The organism is Pantoea sp. ICBG 1758 (assembly GCF_002928325.1).
GTDB classification, from domain to species: Bacteria; Pseudomonadota; Gammaproteobacteria; order Enterobacterales; family Enterobacteriaceae; genus Pantoea; species Pantoea eucrina.
The window spans coordinates 1,664,356-1,686,593 of sequence record NZ_POWL01000001.1 but is presented as its reverse complement, the minus strand read 5'-3'; the positions used below and the strand labels follow the sequence as shown (position 1 = coordinate 1,686,593).

Here is a 22,238-nt window from a genome sequence, read left to right as displayed (position 1 = left end):
TCTTCTGAGTATAAACGCTTAAACGTCAGGTGGCATCTCTCAGCGTGAACGAAAAGCGCCAGAAAACCCCGCTTTACGTTCACCGTACGTAAGCAATGTGATATACTTTCGCACCTTTAAAATCCGGGATTAAGTAGAGGGATAGCGGCTCCATGAGCGACCTTGCGAGAGAAATTACACCGGTCAATATCGAAGAAGAGCTGAAAAACTCCTACCTCGATTACGCCATGTCGGTCATTGTTGGCCGAGCCTTACCCGATGTCCGTGATGGCCTAAAGCCGGTGCATCGCCGCGTGCTTTACGCCATGAGCGAACTGGGTAACGACTGGAATAAAGCCTATAAGAAATCTGCCCGTGTGGTAGGTGACGTTATCGGTAAGTATCACCCGCACGGTGACTCTGCTGTATACGAAAGTATTGTCCGTATGGCCCAGCCGTTCTCCCTGCGCTATATGTTGGTTGACGGTCAGGGTAACTTCGGTTCCGTTGATGGCGACTCCGCCGCAGCGATGCGTTATACCGAAGTCCGTATGGCGAAGATCTCCTCTGAGCTTCTGGCCGATCTGGAAAAAGAGACGGTCGACTTTGTGCCAAACTACGACGGCACCGAGCAGATCCCGGAAGTGCTGCCAACCAAAATTCCTAACCTGCTGGTAAACGGCTCCTCCGGTATCGCCGTGGGAATGGCAACTAACATTCCGCCGCATAACCTGACTGAAGTGATCAACGGCTGCCTCGCCTTTATCGATGATGAAAACATCAGCGTAGAAGGGCTGATGGAGCACATCACCGGTCCGGACTTCCCGACCGCAGCCTTTATCAATGGCCGTCGTGGTATTGAAGAGGCCTATCGTACCGGGCGCGGTAAAATCTACATTCGCGCGCGTGGCGAAATCGAAACCGATGCCAAAACCGGTCGCGAAACCATTATTGTCAATGAGATCCCGTATCAGGTTAACAAAGCGCGCCTGATTGAAAAAATTGCCGAGCTGGTTAAAGAGAAGCGCGTTGAAGGGATCAGCGGGCTGCGCGATGAGTCTGATAAAGACGGTATGCGCATTGTCATTGAAGTCAAACGCGACGCCGTGGGTGAAGTGGTTCTGAACAACCTCTATTCGCTGACGCAGCTGCAGGTCTCTTTCGGCATCAACATGGTGGCTCTGCATCAGGGTCAGCCGAAGATCATGCCGCTGAAAGATATCATCGAAGCCTTTGTGCGCCACCGTCGCGAAGTGGTGACGCGTCGCACCATCTTCGAACTGCGCAAAGCGCGCGATCGTGCCCATATCCTTGAAGGTCTGGCGATTGCGCTGGCGAATATCGATCCGATTATCGAGCAGATCCGTCGCGCGCCGACGCCGGCAGAAGCGAAGGGCGCTCTGCTGGCACAGGCGTGGGATCTCGGCAATGTTGCCGCCATGCTTGAGCGTGCCGGCGATGACGCTGCGCGGCCGGAGTGGCTGGAGCCTGAATTTGGTATTCGCGATGGCCGCTACTATCTTACCGAGCAGCAGGCTCAGGCGATTCTGGATCTGCGTCTGCAGAAACTGACCGGCCTTGAGCATGAGAAACTGCTTGATGAGTACAAAGAGCTGCTGGAGCAGATTGCCGGGCTGATTCACATTCTGCAGAGTGCTGACCGCCTGATGGAAGTGATCCGCGAAGAGCTGGAAGCGATGCGCGATCAGTTTGGCGATGCGCGCCGTACTGAGATCACCGCCAACAGCGCGGATATCAATATCGAAGATCTGATCAACCAGGAAGATGTGGTCGTCACCCTGTCGCACCAGGGCTACGTTAAGTATCAGCCGCTGTCAGATTATGAAGCGCAGCGCCGCGGCGGCAAGGGTAAATCAGCCGCACGTATCAAAGAAGAGGACTTCATTGATCGCCTGCTGGTGGCTAATACCCACGACACGATTCTCTGCTTCTCCAGCCGGGGTCGTCTCTACTGGATGAAGGTTTATCAGCTGCCGGAAGCGAGCCGTGGCGCACGCGGGCGTCCTATCGTCAACCTGCTGCCGCTGGAAGCTAACGAGCGCATTACCGCTATTCTGCCGGTGCGTGAGTATACCGAAGGCTTCAATATCTTTATGGCGACGGCCAGCGGCACGGTGAAGAAAACCGCGCTGCAGGAGTTCAGTCGTCCGCGCAGCGCCGGCATTATCGCCATCAACCTGCGTGAAGATGATGAGCTGATTGGCGTAGCGCTGACCAACGGCAATGATGAAGCGATGCTCTTCTCCGCTGGCGGTAAAGTTGTGCGCTTTGCTGAGAGTGCAGTGCGTGCCATGGGGCGTTCAGCCTCAGGCGTGCGCGGTATCAGGCTGGCAGAGAACGATAAAGTGGTGTCGCTGATTGTGCCGCGCGAAGAGGGCGCGATCCTCACCGTTACGCAGAATGGTTACGGTAAGCGTACGGCTAACAGCGAGTATCCGACGAAATCGCGTGCCACTCAGGGCGTTATCTCGATCAAAGTTACCGAGCGTAACGGACCGGTTATCGGTGCGGTACAGGTGGTAGACGGCGATCAGATTATGATGATCACCGATGCCGGCACGCTGGTACGCACCCGCGTATCGGAAGTCAGCGTGGTCGGCCGTAACACGCAGGGCGTGATCCTGATCCGCACCGCGGAAGATGAGAACGTGGTTGGCCTGCAGCGCGTGGCGGAGCCGGTTGAAGAAGAGGAGCTGGATGCCATCGACGGCAGCGTGGCGGAAGGCGAAGAGGATATCGCGCCGGAAGTCGACAGCGATGACGAGGCACCGGACGCAGAAGACGACGCATAATCGTCTGAAGCACCTTATCAGCGGCAGGTCAGGGCAACCGACCTGCCGTTTTATTATCTGAGTTTTCGCCCCGCACCTCTGCACCAACTGGCTTTTTCGCAGCGATAAAGCTAGTGTATGTGCACCTTTTTGGGTCCTGTTAACCGTTACCGCCAGTGAGCCTCTCTTGAAATATCTCGTCTCCTTTCGCACCACGCTTCGTATCTCGCGCTATCTTTTCCGGGCGCTGGCGCTGCTGCTCTGGTCGCTGGGTGCATTGCTGACCACCTTCTACATCATCAATGTGCTGCATGAAAAAGAGAACGGAATACGCCAGGAGTTTGCGACGAATTATGGTAAAGCAGAGTGGTACGTCCGGCACTCGGCTGACGTCATGCGGGAACTGAAGTACATCACGGAAAATCGTCTTAGCAGCAGCGCTAACGGGCTGGACATGCTCAACGCCATGCCCGCCGGTAAAAGCACGCTGCCGCAGTTTACGCCGCTCTTTTCCGACGGTGACTGCACCTCAATGAGCAACACCTGGCGCAACTCGCTCGACTCGCTCAGCTACTATATCAACTACTGGAAAAGCAATTTTGCTGCGGCCTATGAGCTGAATCGCGTGTTTTTTATCGGCGGTGAGAGCCAGTGCCTGGCTGATTTCACCATTGGCAGCAGCAATCCGTTAGATCGGGAACGCAGCATGAAGGCGCTGCGCGAACATGTGCTGCACTATCGCAACAGCAATGAGGAAGATCGGCGCAATCCGATGTACTGGATCACCGACAGCACGCAGCCCGGAAGCGGCAACTTCTATATGGTCGTCCCGGTTTACGTCGCCAACAAACTTCAGGCGCTGCTGGGCGTTGAGCAGAATATCCGGCTGGATGAATTTGTTCAGCCCGGCGGACTGCCGCTGGTGGCGACCATTACCGATGAAAATTACCGCCCGCTGCTGAGCAGCCGCCGCAGCGGACCCGGTTACGCGCTGGACGATCTGCCCGATGAGAGCACCTGGTTTGGCTACCTCGACAGCTACCGCCAGCTGGTGCTGAAAAAGCCGCTGCCGCCGTCAGATCTGAATATCATCTGGTCTCTGCCCACGTCGGTAATGGTGGATCAGCTGCGGCTGCTGCTGCTTAACGCGCTGCTGCTTAACATCTTCAGTGCGATTGTGCTTTTTACTCTGGCGTGGATATTTGAGCGCCGCATGTTCCTGCCGGCGGAAGATAACGCGCACCGGCTGGAGGAGCATGAGCAGTTCAACCGGAAAATTGTCGCGTCGGCACCGGTAGGGATTTGCATTCTGCGCACCAGCGATGGCACCAATATTCTGAGCAACGAACTGGCGCACAACTACCTTACGCTGCTGACGCAGGAGGATCGCCAGCGGCTTAATGAAATTATCAGCGGCCAGCAGGTGAATTTTGTTGATGTGCTGACCGGCAGCAATACCAACCTGCAGATCAGCTTTGTGCATTCGCGCTACCGCAATGAAAATGTGGCCATCTGCGTGCTGGTTGATGTCTCATCCCGCGTACGTATGGAGCAGTCGCTGCAGGAGATGGCGCACGCCGCTGAACAGGCGAGCCAGTCGAAATCGATGTTCCTCGCAACCGTCAGTCATGAACTGCGCACGCCACTTTACGGCATCATCGGTAACCTCGATCTGCTGCAGACCAAAAGCCTGCCCAAAGGGGTGGAGTCGCTGGTCACCGCCATGAACAACTCCTCCAGCCTGCTGCTGAAAATTATCAGCGACATTCTCGACTTCTCGAAGATAGAGTCAGAGCAGCTGAAAATTGAGCCGCGTCCTTTCTCACCGCGCGAAGTGATTAACCATATCACCAGCAACTATTTATCGCTGGTGGTGCGCAAGCGTCTTACGCTCTATGTCTTTATGGAAAACAACGTGCCGCTGGCGCTGGATGGCGATCCGCTGCGGCTGCAGCAGGTGATCTCCAACCTGCTTAATAACGCCATCAAATTTACCCATACCGGCTGCATTATTCTGCACGCCTACGTTAAAGAGGGCTATCTTGCCTTCCGCGTGCGCGATACCGGGGTCGGCATTCCTGCCAGAGAGGTGACGCGGCTGTTCGATCCTTTCTTCCAGGTTGGCTCCGGCGTGCAGCGCAACTTCCAGGGCACCGGGCTGGGACTCGCAATCTGCGAAAAACTGATCAACATGATGGATGGCGATATTGAGGTCGATTCTGAACCGGGAATGGGCAGCCAGTTTATCGTACGTATTCCGATCTACGCCGGGCAGCAGCCGGCGCCGCCGCTGCTGGATGGCCTGCAGGAGAAAGCGATCTGGCTTGACCTGCGCAACGACTATCTCGCTGCGTTTCTGCTGCGCCTGCTGCAGCAGCAGGGACTGAAAGCGGCAGCCTGGCAGGGACAGGCAGAAAGCGATGATGTGGTGATAAGCGATCACGACGATTCACTGGCGCAGGCGGTGCGCGCGCGCATTCTGATCTGCGGTGAGCATATCGATATGCCGCAGGAGCGCTCGCCGGGCGTCTGGGTGCAGAGCAGCGCAACGCTGCACGACCTGCCGCTGCTGCTGGGTCGTATCTATCGCATCACGATTGACAGTGATACCACCACGCCGCTGCCGCCGCCTGCGGCAGAGAATGCGAGCAGCAATGAAGATATTATGATTCTGATTGTGGATGATCATCCCATCAACCGTATGCTGCTGTCGGAGCAGCTCGGTACGCTGGGCTATCAGACCAAAACGGCGCAGGATGGCGTTGATGCGCTTAACGTGCTGAGTCGCAATCATATCGACATCGTACTGAGCGACGTAAACATGCCGAATATGGATGGTTATCGCCTGACGCAGCGGCTGCGCCAGCTGGGGCACGTGTTCCCGGTGATTGGCGTAACGGCGAACGCGCTGGCGGAAGAGAAGCAGCGCTGTATGGATGCCGGTATGGATAACTGCCTGTCGAAACCGGTGACGCTGGATGAGCTGAAAGTCACTCTGGCGCGCTACGCTGCCCGCGTGCGTACCGGTCGTCAGGCGTAGGGCAGGGGATTAAACGAACGGGCGGCCTGCGGGCCGCCTGCAAAGATTAATCTTTGTCGATCTGCGTGGCGCTGACCGAGGAGAGGTAGTTCAGCAGTGCGATATCGTTATCCACACCCAGCTTCATCATGGCTGATTTCTTCTGGCTGCTGATGGTTTTGATACTGCGGTTCAGCTTCTTGGCAATCTCAGTGACGAGGAAACCTTCAGCAAAGAGACGCAGTACTTCACTCTCTTTCGGCGACAGACGCTTGTCACCGTAACCACCTGCGCTGATCTTCTCCAGCAGTTTGGCAACGCTTTCCGGCGTATATTTTTTGCCTTTCTGCAGTGCGGCCAGCGCTTTTGGCAGATCGGTCGGAGCGCCCTGTTTCAGCACAATCCCTTCAATATCGAGATCCAGAACGGCGCTCAGGATCGCCGGATTGTTATTCATGGTCAGAACAATGATCGAAAGATCGGGATAGTGACGCTTGATGTATTTGATCAGGGTAATGCCGTCGCCATACTTCTCGCCAGGCATTGAGAGATCGGTGATCAGAACATTCGCGTCCAGCTTGGAGAGGCTGTTGATCAGTGCTGTGGAGTCTTCAAACTCACCTACTACGTTAACCCATTCAATCTGTTCCAGAGACTTACGGATACCAAACAGAACAATGGGATGGTCGTCGGCAATAATTACGTTCAGGTTATTCATCTTATTGGTTACCTTGCTGCAGCAGTTGATTGACATAGGCGTCAATTTCACTGGTGGTATTTTTAATGGTTAAATCGTCGCACATTTTAATGTGCTGTTCTAACGCTTCACAAAGCTGTTTACCCGGCAGCAAATTGAGCATGGCAAAAACGCCTTTCAGGCGATGCGCTGTCTGAGCAAGAGAAGGATAGTCGCTATCCGACGCTTCAGTATACAGTCTCCTGACATCAGGCGGTACTGTCTCGGTAAACAGCTGGAAATAGCCGCCGCTTAACAGCGGTGTGCCAGCCTCATTTTCTTCACTCTCCTCCATCAAATCACTGGCCAGCTGCTTTTCAATCAGGGCCAGCAGTGCGTCAAGCAGGGCGTTGCTGAGGTTATAATTCACGCGATACTGTCTGTCGTTCAGGGCGTGATGCCCCAGCTCATCGCCCGCCAGCAGTAATGCCCAGCCGCTGAGACGTTCAGGGTCGTCCGTGATCAGGACATCATGCTCCTGACCCGAGAGCCGTTCATCTGAGGTCAGGCACTTAGCGCCCCAGTTCTCCAGATGACGACAGACGATTTTCTGTACATCCTCCACTGCTATATCGACCAGAGCGGTCACGCCCTCCAGTAATTTTTCTTCCTGCTCCTCCAGCAGCAGCTGCAGCGTCAGCGGCAGCTGGATGTTATAGCGCGTGCCGATATCGGGTTTAGCGATAATGTCTAACTGGCCGCCCATCTGCTTGCAGAGCTGTTTACAGAGGAAAAAGGCCATTCCGGAGGCCTGACCAAAACGATCCTGCGACGTCTCACCAAGATAGGGGAAATCGGCGTTGGTCAGTTCATCCGCCGTTAGCCCGGAACCGGTATCGACCAGCTGCAGCTGCAGCACATCAGGCTTGTTCGCTGGCGTTTTCACTTCCAGCGTGATTTTTCCCCATTGCGTGGTGGTGAGCGCATAATGCATCAGGGTGGTCAGCACCTTACGCAGCGCGCGGCGATCGCCGCTGCGCATTTCATCATTCGCCAGCTGGTTGTTTACCACCAGCGTCAGGCCCTTGCGTCGCAGCAGCGGCAGGCTCTCCAGCGCAATCTCATCCAGCAGATCCTGCAGATTAAACGGGCTGGTTTCCGGCGACCAGTCATGCGCTTCCAGCCGGTTCAGCAGCACGATATCATCGACCAGGCGGGCCAGCCGCTGGCTCTCATCCAGCAGATCCAGCACGCTCTCATCGTCACTGCGCTGGCTGAGCTGCACCAGCCGCGTCACCATATCCTGCAGCGGGCGGTTCAGCGCATGGCCAAGCTGCTGCATCAGCTGCTGGCGCATCTGGTGATTGCGGTCCAGTACCTGCTGTGCTTTCTGCAGCTTCTTATTAACCAGCAGTTCGCGATCCTGATCGCGCATCATAAACAGCTGCGTGTGCGGCGACAGCACGCTGCGTGCGTGACGGATCTCATAGACTTCGTTATTGATAGTCGCCTGCAGCACGCCCTGATGCTGATCGGACATATTGATAATCTTCTGCAGGTTCAGGTGCGGCAGCAGGTGATCGGCAATCTTATTACTTAGCAGGGTGCGGTTAGTGGCGAAGTCATACACCAGCAGCCCGACCGGCAGGCTGGCGACGATCTCTTCGTTCAGCATACGCAGCGAATCGAGCTCTGCGCTCTGATTCTCATTCGGGCGCAGCGCCTGCTGACGCAGCAGGGTCACGCCGGCAATCGACAGCAGGAAGAGCAACAGGTTGATAAGCAGCGGCCACATCAGGTTATGCAGCATATCAAGCGCAAGGCTAACCAGCGGTACGCGATAAACCAGCTGCAGCGGCGTGCTGGGCAGCGAGGCAGCGATCTCCAGATCCGGGTTAACCAGCGTAACGCTGGTCGTGCCGTCGCTGCCGTCATCAGTGCTGCTGCCCGGGGTCGCATCCTGACGCAGCTGGAAATTCTCCAGCGGCAGGTTCTGCGGCACCAGATCGTTAACCGGCAGATCGAAAGCTACCACCGTTGCCAGATGACCCGGCTGGTTAAAGGTGGTGCGCAGCGTAAAGTAGTGATCGTTCTGCCAGGTAAAATGACGCAGTGGAGAGAAGCTCTCGCGCTCATCCAGGGCGTTAGCCTGCTGCAGCATCTCAGCCCGGCGGCTGTCGACCAGCGTATTTAGCGCGCTCTCTTTGTAGCGCGTTGCCATATCTTTCAGCGGCAGGGTAGAGATCATGATCAGGCTATTATCCTGACCGTTCAGAAAATACATCGACCACGCCGGGTTTTCCGCACCCCATAAAGTATCGAGATAGCCGGACATACGCATAGTCATATCCAGCGTGCTGCCGTCGTGCGAACCGAAAATCAGCGCTTCCGTTTTGCGGCGCGTTTTTTCCAGATAGTAAACATCCGGGCGCAGCCGGGTCTCCTGCAGCGTGCTGTTTGGCGCAGAGCCGGCCGCACTGGTGGCGAGATTTTCGTAAATCTGCCAGGTGGCGAAGCGGTAAGCGTCGATGCGTTTTTGCATATCACGCGCCAGGTCAGCCATGGCATAACGCTTTTCGGCAATCCAGGCGCTGACGCTATTGTGCACCACGGCGCCCAGCGCCAGCAGCAGCACCAGGTTAAACACGACAACAAAACGCGTAACGTTACCGGAAGTCAGTGGAAATTTATAAAGCATAGTGAGTCTCAGGATCCTGCAATCAACGCGTAACCCGGCGTGCGCTGGCGGCGACAGCCAGCAGCATCAGAGCAATCAGCAGGAATGCACCGCTTAGTGTGAGCCACTGGGAAATAAAGCCGATTAACGCCGGGCCTGAGAGAATACCCGCATAGCCTAACGTTGTCATGGCCGATATCGCCAGGTTGACAGGCATGGCCTGCTGGTTACCGGCGGCATTAAACAGCATCGGCACTGTATTCGCCAGCCCGAATCCGACCAGCAGAAACGCCAGCAGTGCGGTTTGCGGCCAGGGGACCAGCACGGCCAGCGTCATACCTGCACTGGCTGCCAGCGCGCCGGTAAGCATGACGTGATAGCGGCCAAAGCGCTGAATGATTTTGTCGCCGGTCAGCCGGCCAATCGTCATGGCAACCGAAAACACCGCATAGCCCAGTCCGGCATAGGCTACGCTGAGGCCCGGGCTCTGCAGCAGGAGCAGGGCGCTCCAGTCGAGCACGGCACCCTCGGCGAGGAACAGAATAAAGCAGAGGCAGCCGAGAAAAGCGACCCAGCCACGCGGGATCACCAGCCAGGGTTCATCAGCCTGACGCAGCCGCTCGCTCATCAGGGTTGGCAGACTGCAGCAGAGCAGCACGGCGATCAGCACCATCATAATCGCGATGGCCTGCAGCGGCGTCAGCCCGGCACCCAGCAGCAGACTCACCGCACCGGCGCCGATAATGCCGCCGAGGCTGAAGAAGCCGTGAAAGCCTGACATCATCGGCTTGCCCGCCGCTTTTTCCACGTGAACCGCCTGCACGTTCATCGCCACATCCAGCATGCCGAGTCCGGCGCCGAATAGCATCAGCGTAAACGCCATCGCCCAGAGATGATCCAGCGTGGCAAGCAGCGGCAACACCGCCAGAATCAGCAGCGCAGAGCAGGTCATAATCCGGCGGCAGCCAAAACGACCAATCAGCGCCCCCGTCACCGGCATAGCGGCCAGCGAACCGATGCCCAGACATAGTAAAAGCCCGCCGAGGGAGGCTCCGCTCAGCTGCAGACGCTGGCTGGCATAAGGCACAAGCGGCGCCCAGGCAGACATACTCAACCCGGCGATAAGGAAAACAGTGCGCGTGCCGAAATTAACACGCTGATGCAGTTTGGCTGGCTGTGCGGCGTCCAGTGCAGTCATAGTCGTTATTTTGATCCGCTGTTAAAGCGTCGAAGTTTAGCATCAAAGCAGGCGGTGCAGCGGAATTAACGCGCAATTTGCGTTGCCTGCTGCTGCACAGGAATCGGACATCTTACCGATATTTGCCCGGGCCAGAATTTTTTCCAGATATTTCCTGGTACTGCCTGACAGATATTAAGTGACATAACGCAAATTAAGTCAGGTGATTGATGACATATACTGATGCAATCAGCGAGAGATTACTGGCTGACTATGGTTTTCGCTGGTTGCGCGTTTTACAGCCATTTTCCGGATTTTTGCCACCAGACAGCAGCCGCTAATGCGCGCTAAGATAAAGCAGGCCATCGCTAAAGGGGCCGCTTAGAGCAAGATCGCCACGCACGCCAGCCCGGCCGGGAGCGCGCATTTAACGTCATACCTTTAACCTTGTTACCTGCGGGTAACCCGTTTTCATCAGGTGAAACGGGCCATGCTGTTATGGCCTGTATGGCGCACCGATCTGCCTGAAACATTAATTCAGGTAATAACTGGTGCAATACATACTCTGTAACGAGGTTACCTATGTTTTCAGGCCAATCCACTTCATCGTTCGCGTCGTTATTTACCTCTGGCGCTGAGCGTGTCAGCCCGACAACTACCAGCCGGCAGCACCGCGATACCACGCCACCGGCCGCGCTACATCCCTATGAACCGCTGGCGCAGGATGGCGTGATCGCCGCCTGGGAGAGCAATCGCGCCATTCACCTGCGCGGACGCGCGGAGCAGGAGCCAGGCGCAACGGTCACGCTCAGCTTTAATGGCGAAAGCTGGCACAGCACGGTCAACCACTGGGGCTACTGGCATGCAACCATGCCGCCTTCGATATTACAGGGTCTTGCGGATGGCAACTACAGCCTGACGCTGACCATCAGCGATAAAGCGGGTAACAGCACCGCCACCGAAGTCGGGTTTGGCGTCTATGTGGATAAAACGCTCCGTCCGGAGATCAGCGTGGCGCCCGTGAGTGGTGATAACGCGATTAGCGTAGCGGAGGGCATTTACGGCGTGGAGGTGAGCGGACTGGTGACGCATATGCCGCTTAACAGCCATGTCACGCTGACGCTGGGAAACAGAAGCACCACTGCTCTCGTTGATGAGCACGGCGCATGGCAGGCAACGTTTACGCCGGAGGATCTGCACGCGCTGCCGGATGGCGTTTATCAGCTGCAGGTCAGCGCCCGCGATCCGAATGGCAAAACCAGCACGGTACAGCATGAGCTGACGCTGGTAACCCATCCGGAGAGCCTGCCGCATATCAGCTTTGACAGCGTTACCGCTGACAACGTCATTAACTTTGCTGAGAGCCAGCAGGATCTGATGCTGAGCGGTACGCTCTCGGCGCTGACTCCGGGCCAGAAGCTGGAGCTCTGCGTCGGGGATAACGTTTATCACGCCGCGATTGATGCACAGGGTCACTGGCAGGCGATCGTTCCTGCCGGCGAGGTCAGCAGCTTTATTTCGCTCGGTGAAGTCCGCGTTTACGCGCTCGACGCCGCCGGCAACAGCACCGACACCACGCTGGAGCTGAATGTCGTGACGACGTTGCCGGACATCTACTGTGAAATGAATATTGGCGGCGATACCTTCCTTAACGCACAGGAAGCGCAGCAGCCGCTGAGCTTTTATCTTGAGGGTGTCAACCAGCTTACGCTCAACGGTAAGGCCTATACGCCAGTCAATGGCATGGTAACGCTCAGCGTGGCCGACCTGCAGGCGCTGCCGGATGGACCGGTCAGCGCTATGGCCGAACGCTGGGACAGCTACGGTAATCACGACAGCCAGACGCTCAGCGATCTGTTCACCGTGGCGGTTCACCAGCTGCCATCGCTGACCCTGCAGCAGCCGTTTGGCGATGGCGTCATCGCGCCCGGCGACATGGATCACTGGCACCTTATTCAGGGTAGCTCTGACCATCTGACGCAGGGAAGCCTGGTCACCGTCACGCTGGGCGATCGGCACTACAGCGCCGCAGTGGATGAGAGCGGAGAGTGGTCGCTGACCATTCTGGCGGGTCAGCTGGCGACGCTGGAGCCGGGCAGCTATCAGATGAGCGTCAGCGCGCAGGATAAAGCGGGCAATCTGGCCAGCGCTGTCCGGACGGTAACGGTAGAGGACGCCGGCAGCACAGATTTCAGCGCGACCACTATCGATTCTCTGCTGGCGCACTACGGTGCCGGAGAGGCCATACCGGATGCCGCAGCGGCGGGGAGTGAGCCTGACCACCACTACGGCAGCAGCGATGCTGCCTGGACGCTGGCCGATCATCTGCAGCAGCAGCCGGTAGCGGCACTGATATAAATTATCTGCGCCACACGCAGGACATCACTCTTTTCTAAAAGGCGACCCAGGGATGCGTTCACCCTTGCATACGCGCGACGAAGCGATTGCCGCGCTAAACCGGGCTGCGGCCGCGCTGGGGATTGCCACCGATCGCCGTCGCCTGCAGCTTCAGTGGCTGGCCGCGGCGTCACCGCAGGCGCAGCTGACAGATCTGGCGCAGCATATGGGACTGACGCTGCAGTTTGTCAGCGCCCGCAGGCTGCGCTGGCGGCAGGCCGTAATGCCGCTGCTGCTGCGCCTTAACGACGGCACGCTGGCGCTTGCAGAAGCGGCAGATGATGAGGGGAGGGTGCATTACTGGCTGAGCGCAGGCGGTGACGGCCTGCGCTCAGCTCCGCTGAGTGACCTGCTGGCACAGGCGCAGCCGGAAGTAGGCGTGATTACGCTGGCGACCCGCGCACGGGATGCGCGCATGGATGAGTTTGTTCGTCCCTGGCAGCCACACTGGTTATGGCAGCATTTTCGGCCAATGAAGCGACGCCTGGTGGAAATCAGTCTCGCCTCGCTGGTCAGCAATATGCTGGCGCTGGCGGGGATCCTGTTCTCAATGCAGGTGTACGATCGGGTGATACCAGCCCGGTCACAACCCACGCTATGGGTGCTGTTTGGCGGAGTGATGCTGGCGGCGCTGATGGAATATCTGATCCGGCTGGCGCGTACCCGGGTTGCTGACGGCATGGGAAAGCGGATCGATCTGGCTCTCTCTGCGCAACTCTTTGCCCGCGCACTGCGCATCCGCAATGAGGCGCGGCCGCGCTCCACCGGGGCTTTTATTGCTCAGCTGCGTGAGGTTGAGCAGGTACGTGAATTACTGACCTCTACGACGGTAAGTGCCGCAGCGGATATCCCTTTTGTGGTGCTGTTTCTGGTGATTTTATCCGCGATTGGCGGCTGGCTGGTGCTGGTGCCGCTGCTGGCGATCCCGCTGATCGTGATCCCGGGGCTGCTGGTACAGATCCCGATGGCGCGGCTGGCTAAAGAGGGCCAGCGCGAAAGTGCTCTGCGGCAGGCGCTGCTGGTGGAGACGCTGGAAGGGGTAGAGGATATCAAGGCGCTGCAGGCTGAGGCCGGGTTTCAGCGGCAGTGGGAACAGACCCACGAAGTCAGCGCCACGCTCGCCAGCCAGCAGCGGCTGTGGGGCGCGCGTCTTACCGGCTGGGCGGGCAGCGTGCAGCAGCTGACCTACGCGGGGATGCTGGTCGCCGGGGTCTATCTGATCCTGAACAATCAGATCACTACCGGTACGCTGGTGGCCAGCAGCCTGCTCTCCGCGCGTACGCTCGCTCCCCTGATGCAGCTGACGCTGGTATTTTCGCGCTGGCAGCATGCGCGCAGCGCCATGACCGGATTTAATGAACTGCTTAAAAAGCCGGTTGATCAGCCGCAGAGCGGCGTGCCGGCTTATGCGGCGGTGCTCCGCGGACACTATGAGCTGCAGCAGGTGCGCTATCACTATGATGAAAGCAGCCTGCGTGCGGTTGCTATCGGGAGCCTGACAATCCGTCCCGGTGAGCGCATCGCGATTGTCGGCGGAGCGGGAGCCGGTAAATCGACCCTGCTGAAAATCCTGGCCGGGCAGGCGCTGCCCGACAGCGGGCGCATCATAATCGATGGCGTCAGCATGCAGCAGCTCGATCCGGCAGATTTGCGGCGGCAGCTCGGCTGGCTGTCGCAGGATTCGCGCCTGTTTTTCGGTACGCTGCGGCAGAACCTGCTGCTGGGCAATCCGCACGCCACTGAACAGGAGATGCTGCAGGCGCTGCGCATAAGCGGTGCGTTATCGCTGCTGCAGCAGGATGCTGCCGCGCTTGACCGCCTCATTCATGAAGGAGGGCGCGGGCTGTCTGGCGGCCAGCGACAGATGATTCTGCTCAGCAGAATGGTGCTGCGTCAGCCACAGATCGTGCTGCTGGATGAGCCGACGGCGGCGCTTGATGAACCGCTGGAGGCGCAGGTGATCCGTCAGCTGGCGCAGTGGCTGCCGGGGCGTACCCTGGTGCTGGTCACGCATCGTCCGGCGCTGCTGGGGCTGGTCGATCGCATCATTGTGATGAAGAACGGCGAGATTGTGGCTGATGGCCCGCGCGATGCCATTCTGCAGCGCAGCGCTTCACGGACGGAGGTAGCAGATGAACAGAGATAACGAGGCGGCGTCGTCGCGCATTATCTGGCTCTGCGCGCTCACGCTATTGCTGCTGCTGATCTGGGCGCACGTTGCCGTGCTGGATGAGGTGACAACAGGCAGCGGCAAGGTCACGCCCTCCAGCCGGGCGCAGATTATCGATAATCTGGATGGCGGGATCCTCAAACAGCTCAGCGTGCGCGAAGGCGATATTGTCCGTAAGGGGGAGCTGCTGGCCACGCTCGATCCCGCCCGCTACCAGTCCAGCTACGGGGAAGCGAGCGCCAGGGTGCGGACACTGCGGGCGACAGCAGAGCGGCTGGATGCTGAGCTCAGCGATCGTCCCCTGCAGTTCAGCGCGGATATTCGCCGTTACCCGCAGCTGGTCGCCCGTGAAACTCAGCTCTATGAGTCGCGCCGGCAAAACCTGACGACAACGCTGCAAAACCTTCAGCAGTCGCTAAAGCTCGTACAGGCGGAACTCAATCTGACTGAACCGCTGGTGGCGCGCGGTGCGGCAGGTAAAGTTGAAGCGCTGCGGCTGCGGCGCCAGGTCAGCGATCTGCAGGGAAAAATCGACGAGGTGCATAATGACTACACTGTGCGAACGCATGAGGAGCAGGTCAAAAACAGCGCAGAGCTGGATGCGCAGCTGCAGGTTGCGGCAGGCAGAGAAGATCAGCTGACGCGCACCGCGCTGCTGTCACCGGTGTATGGCATCGTCAAAGCTATCGCTATTACCACGCCGGGCGGTGTGGTAGAGCCGGGCGGTAAACTGATGGAGATTGTCCCGCTAGAGGATCGGCTGCTGATCGAGACACGCGTTGCGCCACGCGATATCGCCTGGATTCGGGCCGGGTTGCCCGCAACGGTCAAAATTACCGCGTACGATACCGCGATTTATGGCGATCTGCCGGGCATCGTCGAGAGCGTTTCTCCGGATACGCTGCAGGATAGCGACCTGCGCGAGCCACCCTATTTTCGGGTCTATGTGCGGACACAGACGGCAACGCTTACCAGCCGACGCGGTCAGCGCTTTCCTGTGCTGCCGGGTATGCTGGCAGATGTGGAGATAAAAACCGGACAAAAATCGGTGCTGGATTATCTGCTCAAGCCGCTGAATAAAGCGGCCGAAGCGCTGCGCGAGCGCTGAATGCATTATTATATTGGCGGGGAAATAGCGCAGATAAAAAAATGCCGGACAAATATGTCCGGCGGGAATCAGGGTAAAACACTCATTCGGGATGAATGAAGATAATAATAAAATAAATGATGATAGCGTGGATAATTGTAGAGGCTGGCAGCAACAAAGTTTTATCATTCAGTGCGGCATCAAATTAATGCAGCTATTTGAATGCAAAGGAATTTAATCCGGTTTGTTTATTCGTGCTTTATTTTTTGTCAATATGTGCTGATTATTAGTTCCACGGTATTTACATCTGGCAATAAATTTGTAATCAAATGAAACACTTTCGGAAATTTAGTATCATTTTCGTGATAGATTATTGCCCGCTATAAAACAACAATGAATTGCCGGCTGAATTTTTAACATTCAGTTTGCAGTGGCATAACTATAAAGGCACATAACCGAGGGTAAATAAATGAATCGTCGCGTTCTCTCCCTGATGATCCCGGCGCTGCTGGTGGCGGGTTCAGCAAGCGCAGCCGAAATCTATAATAAAGATGGCAACAAACTCGACCTCTACGGCAAAGTAGATGGTCTGCACTACTTCTCTGACAACGATGGCTCAGACGGTGACCAGTCTTACCTGCGCTTTGGTTTTAAAGGTGAAACTCAGGTGACCGATCAGCTGACGGGTTACGGTCAGTGGGAATACCAGGCCGCGCTGAACACGGCTGAAAGCGAAGGCACTAAAGACAGCTATACCCGCGTCGGCTTTGCCGGTCTGCGTTTTGGTGACGCTGGCTCTTTCGATTACGGTCGCAACTACGGCATTGCGTATGATATTGGCGCATGGACTGACGTTCTGCCGGAGTTTGGTGGCGATACCTATGGCGCGGACAACTTTATGTTCCAGCGCGGTAACGGTATGGCAACCTACCGCAATAATAATTTCTTTGGTCTGGTGGATGGCTGGAACGTGGCCGTTCAGTACCAGGGCAAAAATGATAACCCGACTGAATCCACCTCTGGCCGTGATGTGCTGGGCGAAAACGGCGACGGCTGGGGTCTGAGCACCACCTATGATCTGGGTAATGGTCTGGCACTGGGCGGTGCTATGTTCCAGTCCGATCGCACCAATAACCAGAATGCCGCAGGCGTACTGGGCCAGGGCGATAAAGCGGAAGCCTATACCGGCGGCCTGAAATATGACGCAAACAATATCTATCTGGCTGCGATGTATACCCGCTCTTACAACGCGACGCGTTTTGGCTCAGTTGATTCTGACGCTTTCGGTTATGCGAACAAAGCGGACAACTGGGAAGTGGTTGCGCAGTATCAGTTTGACTTCGGTCTGCGTCCGTCGCTGGCTTACGTCAATTCACGCGGTAAAGATATTGAAGGTTATGGCAGCCAGAACCTGAAAAAATATATCGACGTGGGCGCGACCTATTACTTCAATAAAAACATGTCGACCTATGTGGATTACCAGATCAATCTGCTGGATGACAACAACTTTACCAACAATGCCGGTATCAACACCGATGACATTGTGGCGCTGGGCCTGGTTTACCAGTTCTGAGCCTCTGGCGCGCGGCCCGGCGGGCTGCGCGCCACCTTTCCTGCCCGCTTCTTATCTGCAGCACCCGCCTCAGGCAGGCACAGCATCTGAACTACTGCACACTGCGCCAGTGCCGGGCTTTTGCCGCCGGACGCGGTTCAGCCTGCACTGCCGCAGCCGGCTGGCTGCCCTCCAGCGCAATACCTGCCAGGGTGAAAGCAGAAAAGCTCAGCCACCGCTGCCACTTTTCACTCTGCGTTTTTGACATCGCCATGCTGCACCTCGCTGAGAATAAACCTGCTCTCAACAATGCAGCATTTATGCCATGCTGCCGCTCTCAGCGTCACACGCTTCAGGCGGGGTTTGTTACACTGCGTCAGCCCTGAAGCAGTGCAGAGTGGGTAATAATGGTGCAGTACTTAACGTCGACGTGCGCTATAGCTCTCCAGTGAACGCTGACGCGCGTGCTGCCAGCTGCGATAACTGCCGTACAGGAACAGAGCGGCGGAGAGGGCGGCGATTAATACATACATCATCTGTGCTCCTTAAAGGTGGTATGCCTGGGGGTAAAGCCTGCAGCATGACCGGCGTTAATTCAATGAGATTTAGCGTAAATTACCCGCAGTTTATGCTTTGTAATACGCTGTATTTCCGTGTAACAGATGAGGAACCGATGCATTTCCGGAATATTTTGTTGACTGCTCTGATCGTGACCGGGCTGACGGCCTGCGACCGCGCACCGCAACGTGAACCCCTGGTCCTGCAGGGAAAAACCATGGGCACCGTATGGCGGGTTACGCTCGCCGGCGTTGATCCGCAGCGTAAAGAGGCGCTGCAGCAGGCGATTCAGCAGCAGCTCGATCGCGACGACGGTGAAATCTCTACCTGGAAAACCACCTCAGTGCTGTCGCGCTTCAACCAGTATCAGGGGACAGAGCCGCAGCCCGTTAGCGCGGATATGGCGGATATTGTGACTCTCTCACTGCGCATTGGTGCCAAAACCGCAGGTGCCATGGATATCACGGCAGGCAGACTGGTGAACTTATGGGGGTTCGGACCCGTCGGGCAGCCGGCGCATCAGCCTGATGTGGCAGCGATCGCGGCGGCCAGAGCTGAAACCGGCCTCTCGCATCTGCGGGTGATCCAGAGCGTAAGCGGGCAGTGGCTGCAGAAAGATCTGCCGGGGCTGTATGTGGATCTCTCAACCGTGGGCGAGGGCTACGCCACCGATCATCTGGCGCGGCTGATGGAGCAGCAGGGAATAACCAACTATCTGGTGTCGGTCGGCGGAGCCGTGCTCAGCCGCGGTCGTAATGCCAGCCAGCAGCCGTGGCGGGTGGCGGTTCAGAAACCCACCGATCGAGAAAACGCGGTCGAGGCGCGCGTTGACCTGCAGGGGCACGGCATCAGCACCTCCGGCAGCTATCGCAACTATTATGAACTGGACGGGAAACGCATTTCACACGTCATCGATCCCGCAACCGGACGGCCCGTTCAGCATAAACTGGTTTCTGCCACGGTGATCGCCACTACGGCGCTGGAAGCGGATGGCTGGGATACCGGCCTGATGGTGCTGGGCACCGCGCGCGCAAAAGCGCTGGCGCTGAAAGAGCATCTGGCCGTTTATCTAATCACCAAAGAGGGCGACGGCTTCAGCCACTGGATGTCGCCCGGCTTTAAAACATTTCTTATCGATAAATCGTAACCGGAGGCCGTGATGCTGGATCTGTTTAGCGATGAAGCGCCGTGGCAGGAGCCACTGGCAGAAGGCGCGGTCATTCTGCGCCGCCGCGCCCGCGATGATGCACCTGCGCTGCTGGCAGCGATTGAAACCGTTGCGGCGCAGCATCCTTTTACGCACCGCATCACGCCGGGAGGCTATCGTATGTCCGTGGCGATGACCAACTGCGGCGATGTTGGCTGGTTCAGCGACGCGCGCGGCTATCGCTACAGCGAACAGGATGTCAGCAATGGCCAGCGCTGGCCCGCAATGCCGCCGCTGTTTCGTCAGCTGGCGCAGCAGTGCGCGCAGGAAGCGGGGTTTAGTCACTTTACGCCAGACGCCTGCCTGATCAACCGCTATACGCCCGGGGCAAAAATGTCGCTGCATCAGGACAAAGATGAGCGCGATCTGCGTCAGCCGATCGTCTCCGTCTCGCTGGGGCTGCCGGCGATATTTCAGTTTGGCGGTTTTGCGCGCGGCGACGCCACCCGGCGCGTGCTGCTGGAGCATGGTGATATCGTGGTGTGGGGCGGGCCGTCGCGGCTGCGCTATCACGGTATTCTGCCGCTTAAACCAGGCGTGCATCCCGCGGCGGGGGCCGTCCGCTATAATCTCACTTTCCGCCGGGCAAACTAACGTAACAGGGAATGAGAATTATTCTTGCTATCATCTGACGGGCCATTAAACTGCAGGCAGCATTTTTTGACCTTTGGAACAGATTGATGGCATTGCTTCAGGTGGTTTTTCGTCAGTATTGCTGGCCGTTTACCGGCGTTCTTTTTCTTACCCTGCTGAGTGCCGCACTCGGTATCGGCCTGATCGCTTATATCAATAATGAGCTGATTGTGGCGATCAATAGCGACGCAACGGTGCTGCCGGCGTTTCTCGGTCAGCTGTTTCTTCTGATGGCGGTCACGCTCGCTTCGCAGCTGGCGCTGACGCAGCTGGGGCACCATTTTGTCTGGCGGCTGCGGGGCGAGTTCATCAAGCGTATCCTCGATACTAACGTTGAGCGCATCGAACAGCTGGGCAGCGCTCAGCTGCTGGCCGGACTGACCAGCGACGTGCGGGCCATTACCATCGCTTTTGTCCGGCTGCCGGAGCTGATTCAGGGCATTATCATCACGCTGGGATCGGCGATTTACCTTGCCTGGCTCTCGCCGGAAATGCTGCTGGTCACTATGCTGTGGCTGGTGATCACGCTGGTGGGCGGCTGGCTGCTGGTTTCGCGCGTCTACCAGCATATGGCAAAGCTGCGCGATATCGAAGATGATCTCTATCGCGATTTCCAGACCATTATTGAGGGGCGCAAAGAGCTGCAGCTTAACCGCGATCGGGCGCGTCTGATCTACGATACGGTTTATCAGACGAATGCGGGTCGCTATCGCCATCATATTGTGCGCGCCGACACCTTCCATCTCAGCGCCGTTAACTGGTCTAACATCATGATGCTGGGCGGCATCGGTATCGTGTTCTTTATGGCAAACGGTCTCGGCTGGGCCAACACGGCCGTAGCGGCCACCTATTCGCTGACGCTGCTGTTCCTGCGCACGCCGCTGATCTCAGCCGTCGGCGCGCTGCCCACGCTGCTCAGCGCGCAGGTCGCGTTTCGCAAACTCAACCGCTTCGATCTGGCGCCTTATGAGCCTGCCTTCAGCGCCCCGGCACCGGCCAGCGCATGGCAGACGCTGGAGCTGCGCGACGTCTGCTTTCACTATGGCGAACAGGGCTTTGCGGTGGGGCCGATCAATCTGACGCTGCGACGCGGCGAACTGCTGTTCCTTATTGGCGGCAACGGCAGCGGGAAATCCACGCTGGCGATGCTGCTGACCGGCCTCTATCAGCCGCACGCCGGCAGCCTGCTGCTGGATGGTAAAGAGATAAGCAGTCAGCAATCCGATCTGTGGCGGCAGCACTTTTCAGCGGTATTTACCGACGTGCACCTGTTTGACCGCCTGATTGGCCGCGGCGGCGAACCGGCCGATCCGGCACTGGTTCAGCGCTGGCTGGAGCGGCTGAAAATGAGCGAGAAACTGCAGCTGGATGGCAACCGGGTGCTGAATCTGCAGCTGTCGAAAGGGCAGAGCAAGCGCCTGGCGCTGCTGCTGGCGGCCGCGGAAGAGCGGGATATTTTGCTGCTGGATGAATGGGCCGCCGACCAGGACCCTCATTTCCGCCGGATTTTCTACCGCGAGCTGCTGCCCTGGCTGCAGGCGTCAGGCAAAACGGTGTTTGCTATCAGCCATGACGATCACTACTTTACCCATGCCGACAGGCTGCTGGAGATGCGCAACGGACAGCTGGTGGAACTCAGCGGCCGCGAGCGCGATCTGGCCACGCTCGATGCGGTGGAGCGAACGGATACCGGTCGTTAACGTCAGCGGGTAACACTCATCAAAACCGGCCATCAGGCCGGTCATGGCACACAGGCGGCATGCGGCAGCGTCAGTGATTGGGCGGGATGGCAAAGCTTTTCAGCTGAACAACAAAGTGCTGATGGCCGCGGGTGATGCGGGCGCCACGATCGCACCAGTGAGTCGCCAGACGAAAGAAGTCGTCGCTGCCGATATCATAGGCCAGCTCTACTTTGCTGATGCCTGAATGCAGAAGCTCCTCTGCATCCTGCAGGCTTTTTGCTTTGATGACCATAATCGATTTCCCATCAAATAAATGAGAGCATCAGAGTAGGGGATCTTCATGACACTTTTGTTGCGCTTTGATGAAAGCCTGTTCCGGAAGAGGCAAAGTGTGATCGCGATCGGGTGCAGCAGCAACGCGCTGAAAGCCTGAGAATTTCCGGAATAACGGTATCGGCCGGTACTGCGAGATAAACAGGCATGCCAGCTCTGACAGGCATAAAAAAAGCAGCCATAAAGGCTGCTTTTTTCGGGATTATTTGGTCGGCACGAGATCATTGGGGCTGGTTTATATAACTCTATGATTAGTAAATAGAAGTGGCGATTTTGACTTTCTGACGCTAGACCCATCA

Annotated in this window: 14 protein-coding genes; 9 read left to right on the top strand and 5 right to left on the bottom strand. The window is 57.3% G+C overall.

The window, feature by feature from the left end; all coding sequences use genetic code 11:
- Window positions 1-152: 152 nt before the first annotated feature.
- Complete coding sequence (gyrA, locus tag C1Y41_RS08115; protein WP_039385529.1) at window positions 153-2,792, top strand: DNA topoisomerase (ATP-hydrolyzing) subunit A; 2,640 nt, start codon at window positions 153-155, stop codon at window positions 2,790-2,792.
- Window positions 2,793-2,958: 166 nt separating this feature from the next.
- Complete coding sequence (gene rcsC, locus C1Y41_RS08110; RefSeq protein WP_104085224.1) at window positions 2,959-5,811, top strand: two-component system sensor histidine kinase RcsC; 2,853 nt, start codon at window positions 2,959-2,961, stop codon at window positions 5,809-5,811.
- 46 nt (window positions 5,812-5,857) lie between these two features.
- Here the strand turns inward: rcsC and rcsB are convergent, their stop codons facing one another.
- Genes rcsB through C1Y41_RS08095 form a run of 3 tightly spaced genes read right to left on the bottom strand, consistent with a single transcriptional unit; the run spans window position 5,858 to window position 10,341 of the window.
- Window positions 5,858-6,508 carry a response regulator transcription factor RcsB gene (gene rcsB, locus C1Y41_RS08105; RefSeq protein ID WP_033750421.1) on the bottom strand — a complete coding sequence of 217 codons (651 nt, stop codon included), beginning with the start codon at window positions 6,506-6,508 and terminating at the stop codon, window positions 5,858-5,860.
- Between the two features lies 1 nt (window position 6,509).
- Complete coding sequence (gene rcsD, locus C1Y41_RS08100; protein WP_094111128.1) at window positions 6,510-9,164, bottom strand: phosphotransferase RcsD; 2,655 nt, start codon at window positions 9,162-9,164, stop codon at window positions 6,510-6,512.
- A gap of 22 nt (window positions 9,165-9,186) precedes the next feature.
- Window positions 9,187-10,341, bottom strand: coding sequence for an MFS transporter (locus tag C1Y41_RS08095; protein ID WP_039385523.1), 1,155 nt, complete (start codon window positions 10,339-10,341; stop codon window positions 9,187-9,189).
- 561 nt (window positions 10,342-10,902) lie between these two features.
- Here C1Y41_RS08095 and C1Y41_RS08090 point away from each other — a divergent pair.
- The 4 genes from C1Y41_RS08090 (at window position 10,903) to ompC (ending at window position 17,547) form a co-directional block, all read left to right on the top strand.
- Entirely contained in the window at window positions 10,903-12,678 is a 1,776-nt protein-coding gene (locus tag C1Y41_RS08090; protein WP_104085223.1) for an Ig-like domain-containing protein, read from the top strand.
- Window positions 12,679-12,730: 52 nt separating this feature from the next.
- On the top strand, window positions 12,731-14,863 hold the full coding sequence (locus C1Y41_RS08085) for a type I secretion system permease/ATPase (RefSeq protein ID WP_104085222.1): 2,133 nt from the start codon (window positions 12,731-12,733) through the stop codon (window positions 14,861-14,863).
- On the top strand, window positions 14,850-15,995 hold the full coding sequence (locus tag C1Y41_RS08080; RefSeq protein ID WP_104085221.1) for an HlyD family efflux transporter periplasmic adaptor subunit: 1,146 nt from the start codon (window positions 14,850-14,852) through the stop codon (window positions 15,993-15,995). Before C1Y41_RS08085 ends, C1Y41_RS08080 begins: the two co-directional genes overlap by 14 nt.
- A gap of 448 nt (window positions 15,996-16,443) precedes the next feature.
- Window positions 16,444-17,547 (top strand): porin OmpC, encoded by a 1,104-nt coding sequence (gene ompC, locus C1Y41_RS08075; protein WP_039385507.1) that lies wholly within the window; start codon window positions 16,444-16,446, stop codon window positions 17,545-17,547.
- Between the two features lie 91 nt (window positions 17,548-17,638).
- Here the strand turns inward: ompC and C1Y41_RS20120 are convergent, their stop codons facing one another.
- Window positions 17,639-17,800, bottom strand: a complete 162-nt coding sequence (locus C1Y41_RS20120; protein ID WP_199181678.1) for a hypothetical protein — start codon at window positions 17,798-17,800, stop codon at window positions 17,639-17,641.
- A 399-nt stretch (window positions 17,801-18,199) separates the two neighbouring features.
- On the opposite strand from C1Y41_RS20120, the gene apbE reads away from it, so the two are divergent.
- The 3 genes from apbE to C1Y41_RS08060 all read left to right on the top strand — a co-directional run bounded on the left by apbE (window position 18,200) and on the right by C1Y41_RS08060 (window position 21,624).
- A complete protein-coding gene (apbE, locus tag C1Y41_RS08070) occupies window positions 18,200-19,231 on the top strand; it encodes an FAD:protein FMN transferase ApbE (protein WP_104085362.1) in 1,032 nt (343 codons plus the stop codon).
- A gap of 12 nt (window positions 19,232-19,243) precedes the next feature.
- Entirely contained in the window at window positions 19,244-19,885 is a 642-nt protein-coding gene (gene alkB / locus C1Y41_RS08065) for a DNA oxidative demethylase AlkB (RefSeq protein ID WP_039385509.1), read from the top strand.
- A gap of 86 nt (window positions 19,886-19,971) precedes the next feature.
- Window positions 19,972-21,624 (top strand): multidrug ABC transporter permease/ATP-binding protein, encoded by a 1,653-nt coding sequence (locus tag C1Y41_RS08060; protein WP_071668048.1) that lies wholly within the window; start codon window positions 19,972-19,974, stop codon window positions 21,622-21,624.
- 70 nt (window positions 21,625-21,694) lie between these two features.
- Here C1Y41_RS08060 and C1Y41_RS08055 read toward each other — a convergent pair whose 3' ends face one another.
- Window positions 21,695-21,898, bottom strand: a complete 204-nt coding sequence (locus C1Y41_RS08055) for a hypothetical protein (protein ID WP_039385513.1) — start codon at window positions 21,896-21,898, stop codon at window positions 21,695-21,697.
- Window positions 21,899-22,238 lie beyond the last annotated feature (340 nt).

What these genes read in the sequence shown, in the direction of transcription:
- gyrA (WP_039385529.1), top strand. Translation starts at nt 153, where the DNA reads ATGAGCGACCTTGCGAGAGAAATTACACCGGTCAATATCGAAGAAGAG.
- rcsB (WP_033750421.1), bottom strand. Translation starts at nt 6,508, where the DNA reads ATGAATAACCTGAACGTAATTATTGCCGACGACCATCCCATTGTTCTG.
- rcsD (WP_094111128.1), bottom strand. Translation starts at nt 9,164, where the DNA reads ATGCTTTATAAATTTCCACTGACTTCCGGTAACGTTACGCGTTTTGTT.
- C1Y41_RS08095 (WP_039385523.1), bottom strand. Translation starts at nt 10,341, where the DNA reads ATGACTGCACTGGACGCCGCACAGCCAGCCAAACTGCATCAGCGTGTT.
- C1Y41_RS08090 (WP_104085223.1), top strand. Translation starts at nt 10,903, where the DNA reads ATGTTTTCAGGCCAATCCACTTCATCGTTCGCGTCGTTATTTACCTCT.
- C1Y41_RS08085 (WP_104085222.1), top strand. Translation starts at nt 12,731, where the DNA reads ATGCGTTCACCCTTGCATACGCGCGACGAAGCGATTGCCGCGCTAAAC.
- C1Y41_RS08080 (WP_104085221.1), top strand. Translation starts at nt 14,850, where the DNA reads ATGAACAGAGATAACGAGGCGGCGTCGTCGCGCATTATCTGGCTCTGC.
- ompC (WP_039385507.1), top strand. Translation starts at nt 16,444, where the DNA reads ATGAATCGTCGCGTTCTCTCCCTGATGATCCCGGCGCTGCTGGTGGCG.
- C1Y41_RS20120 (WP_199181678.1), bottom strand. Translation starts at nt 17,800, where the DNA reads ATGGCGATGTCAAAAACGCAGAGTGAAAAGTGGCAGCGGTGGCTGAGC.
- apbE (WP_104085362.1), top strand. Translation starts at nt 18,200, where the DNA reads ATGCATTTCCGGAATATTTTGTTGACTGCTCTGATCGTGACCGGGCTG.
- alkB (WP_039385509.1), top strand. Translation starts at nt 19,244, where the DNA reads ATGCTGGATCTGTTTAGCGATGAAGCGCCGTGGCAGGAGCCACTGGCA.
- C1Y41_RS08060 (WP_071668048.1), top strand. Translation starts at nt 19,972, where the DNA reads ATGGCATTGCTTCAGGTGGTTTTTCGTCAGTATTGCTGGCCGTTTACC.
- C1Y41_RS08055 (WP_039385513.1), bottom strand. Translation starts at nt 21,898, where the DNA reads ATGGTCATCAAAGCAAAAAGCCTGCAGGATGCAGAGGAGCTTCTGCAT.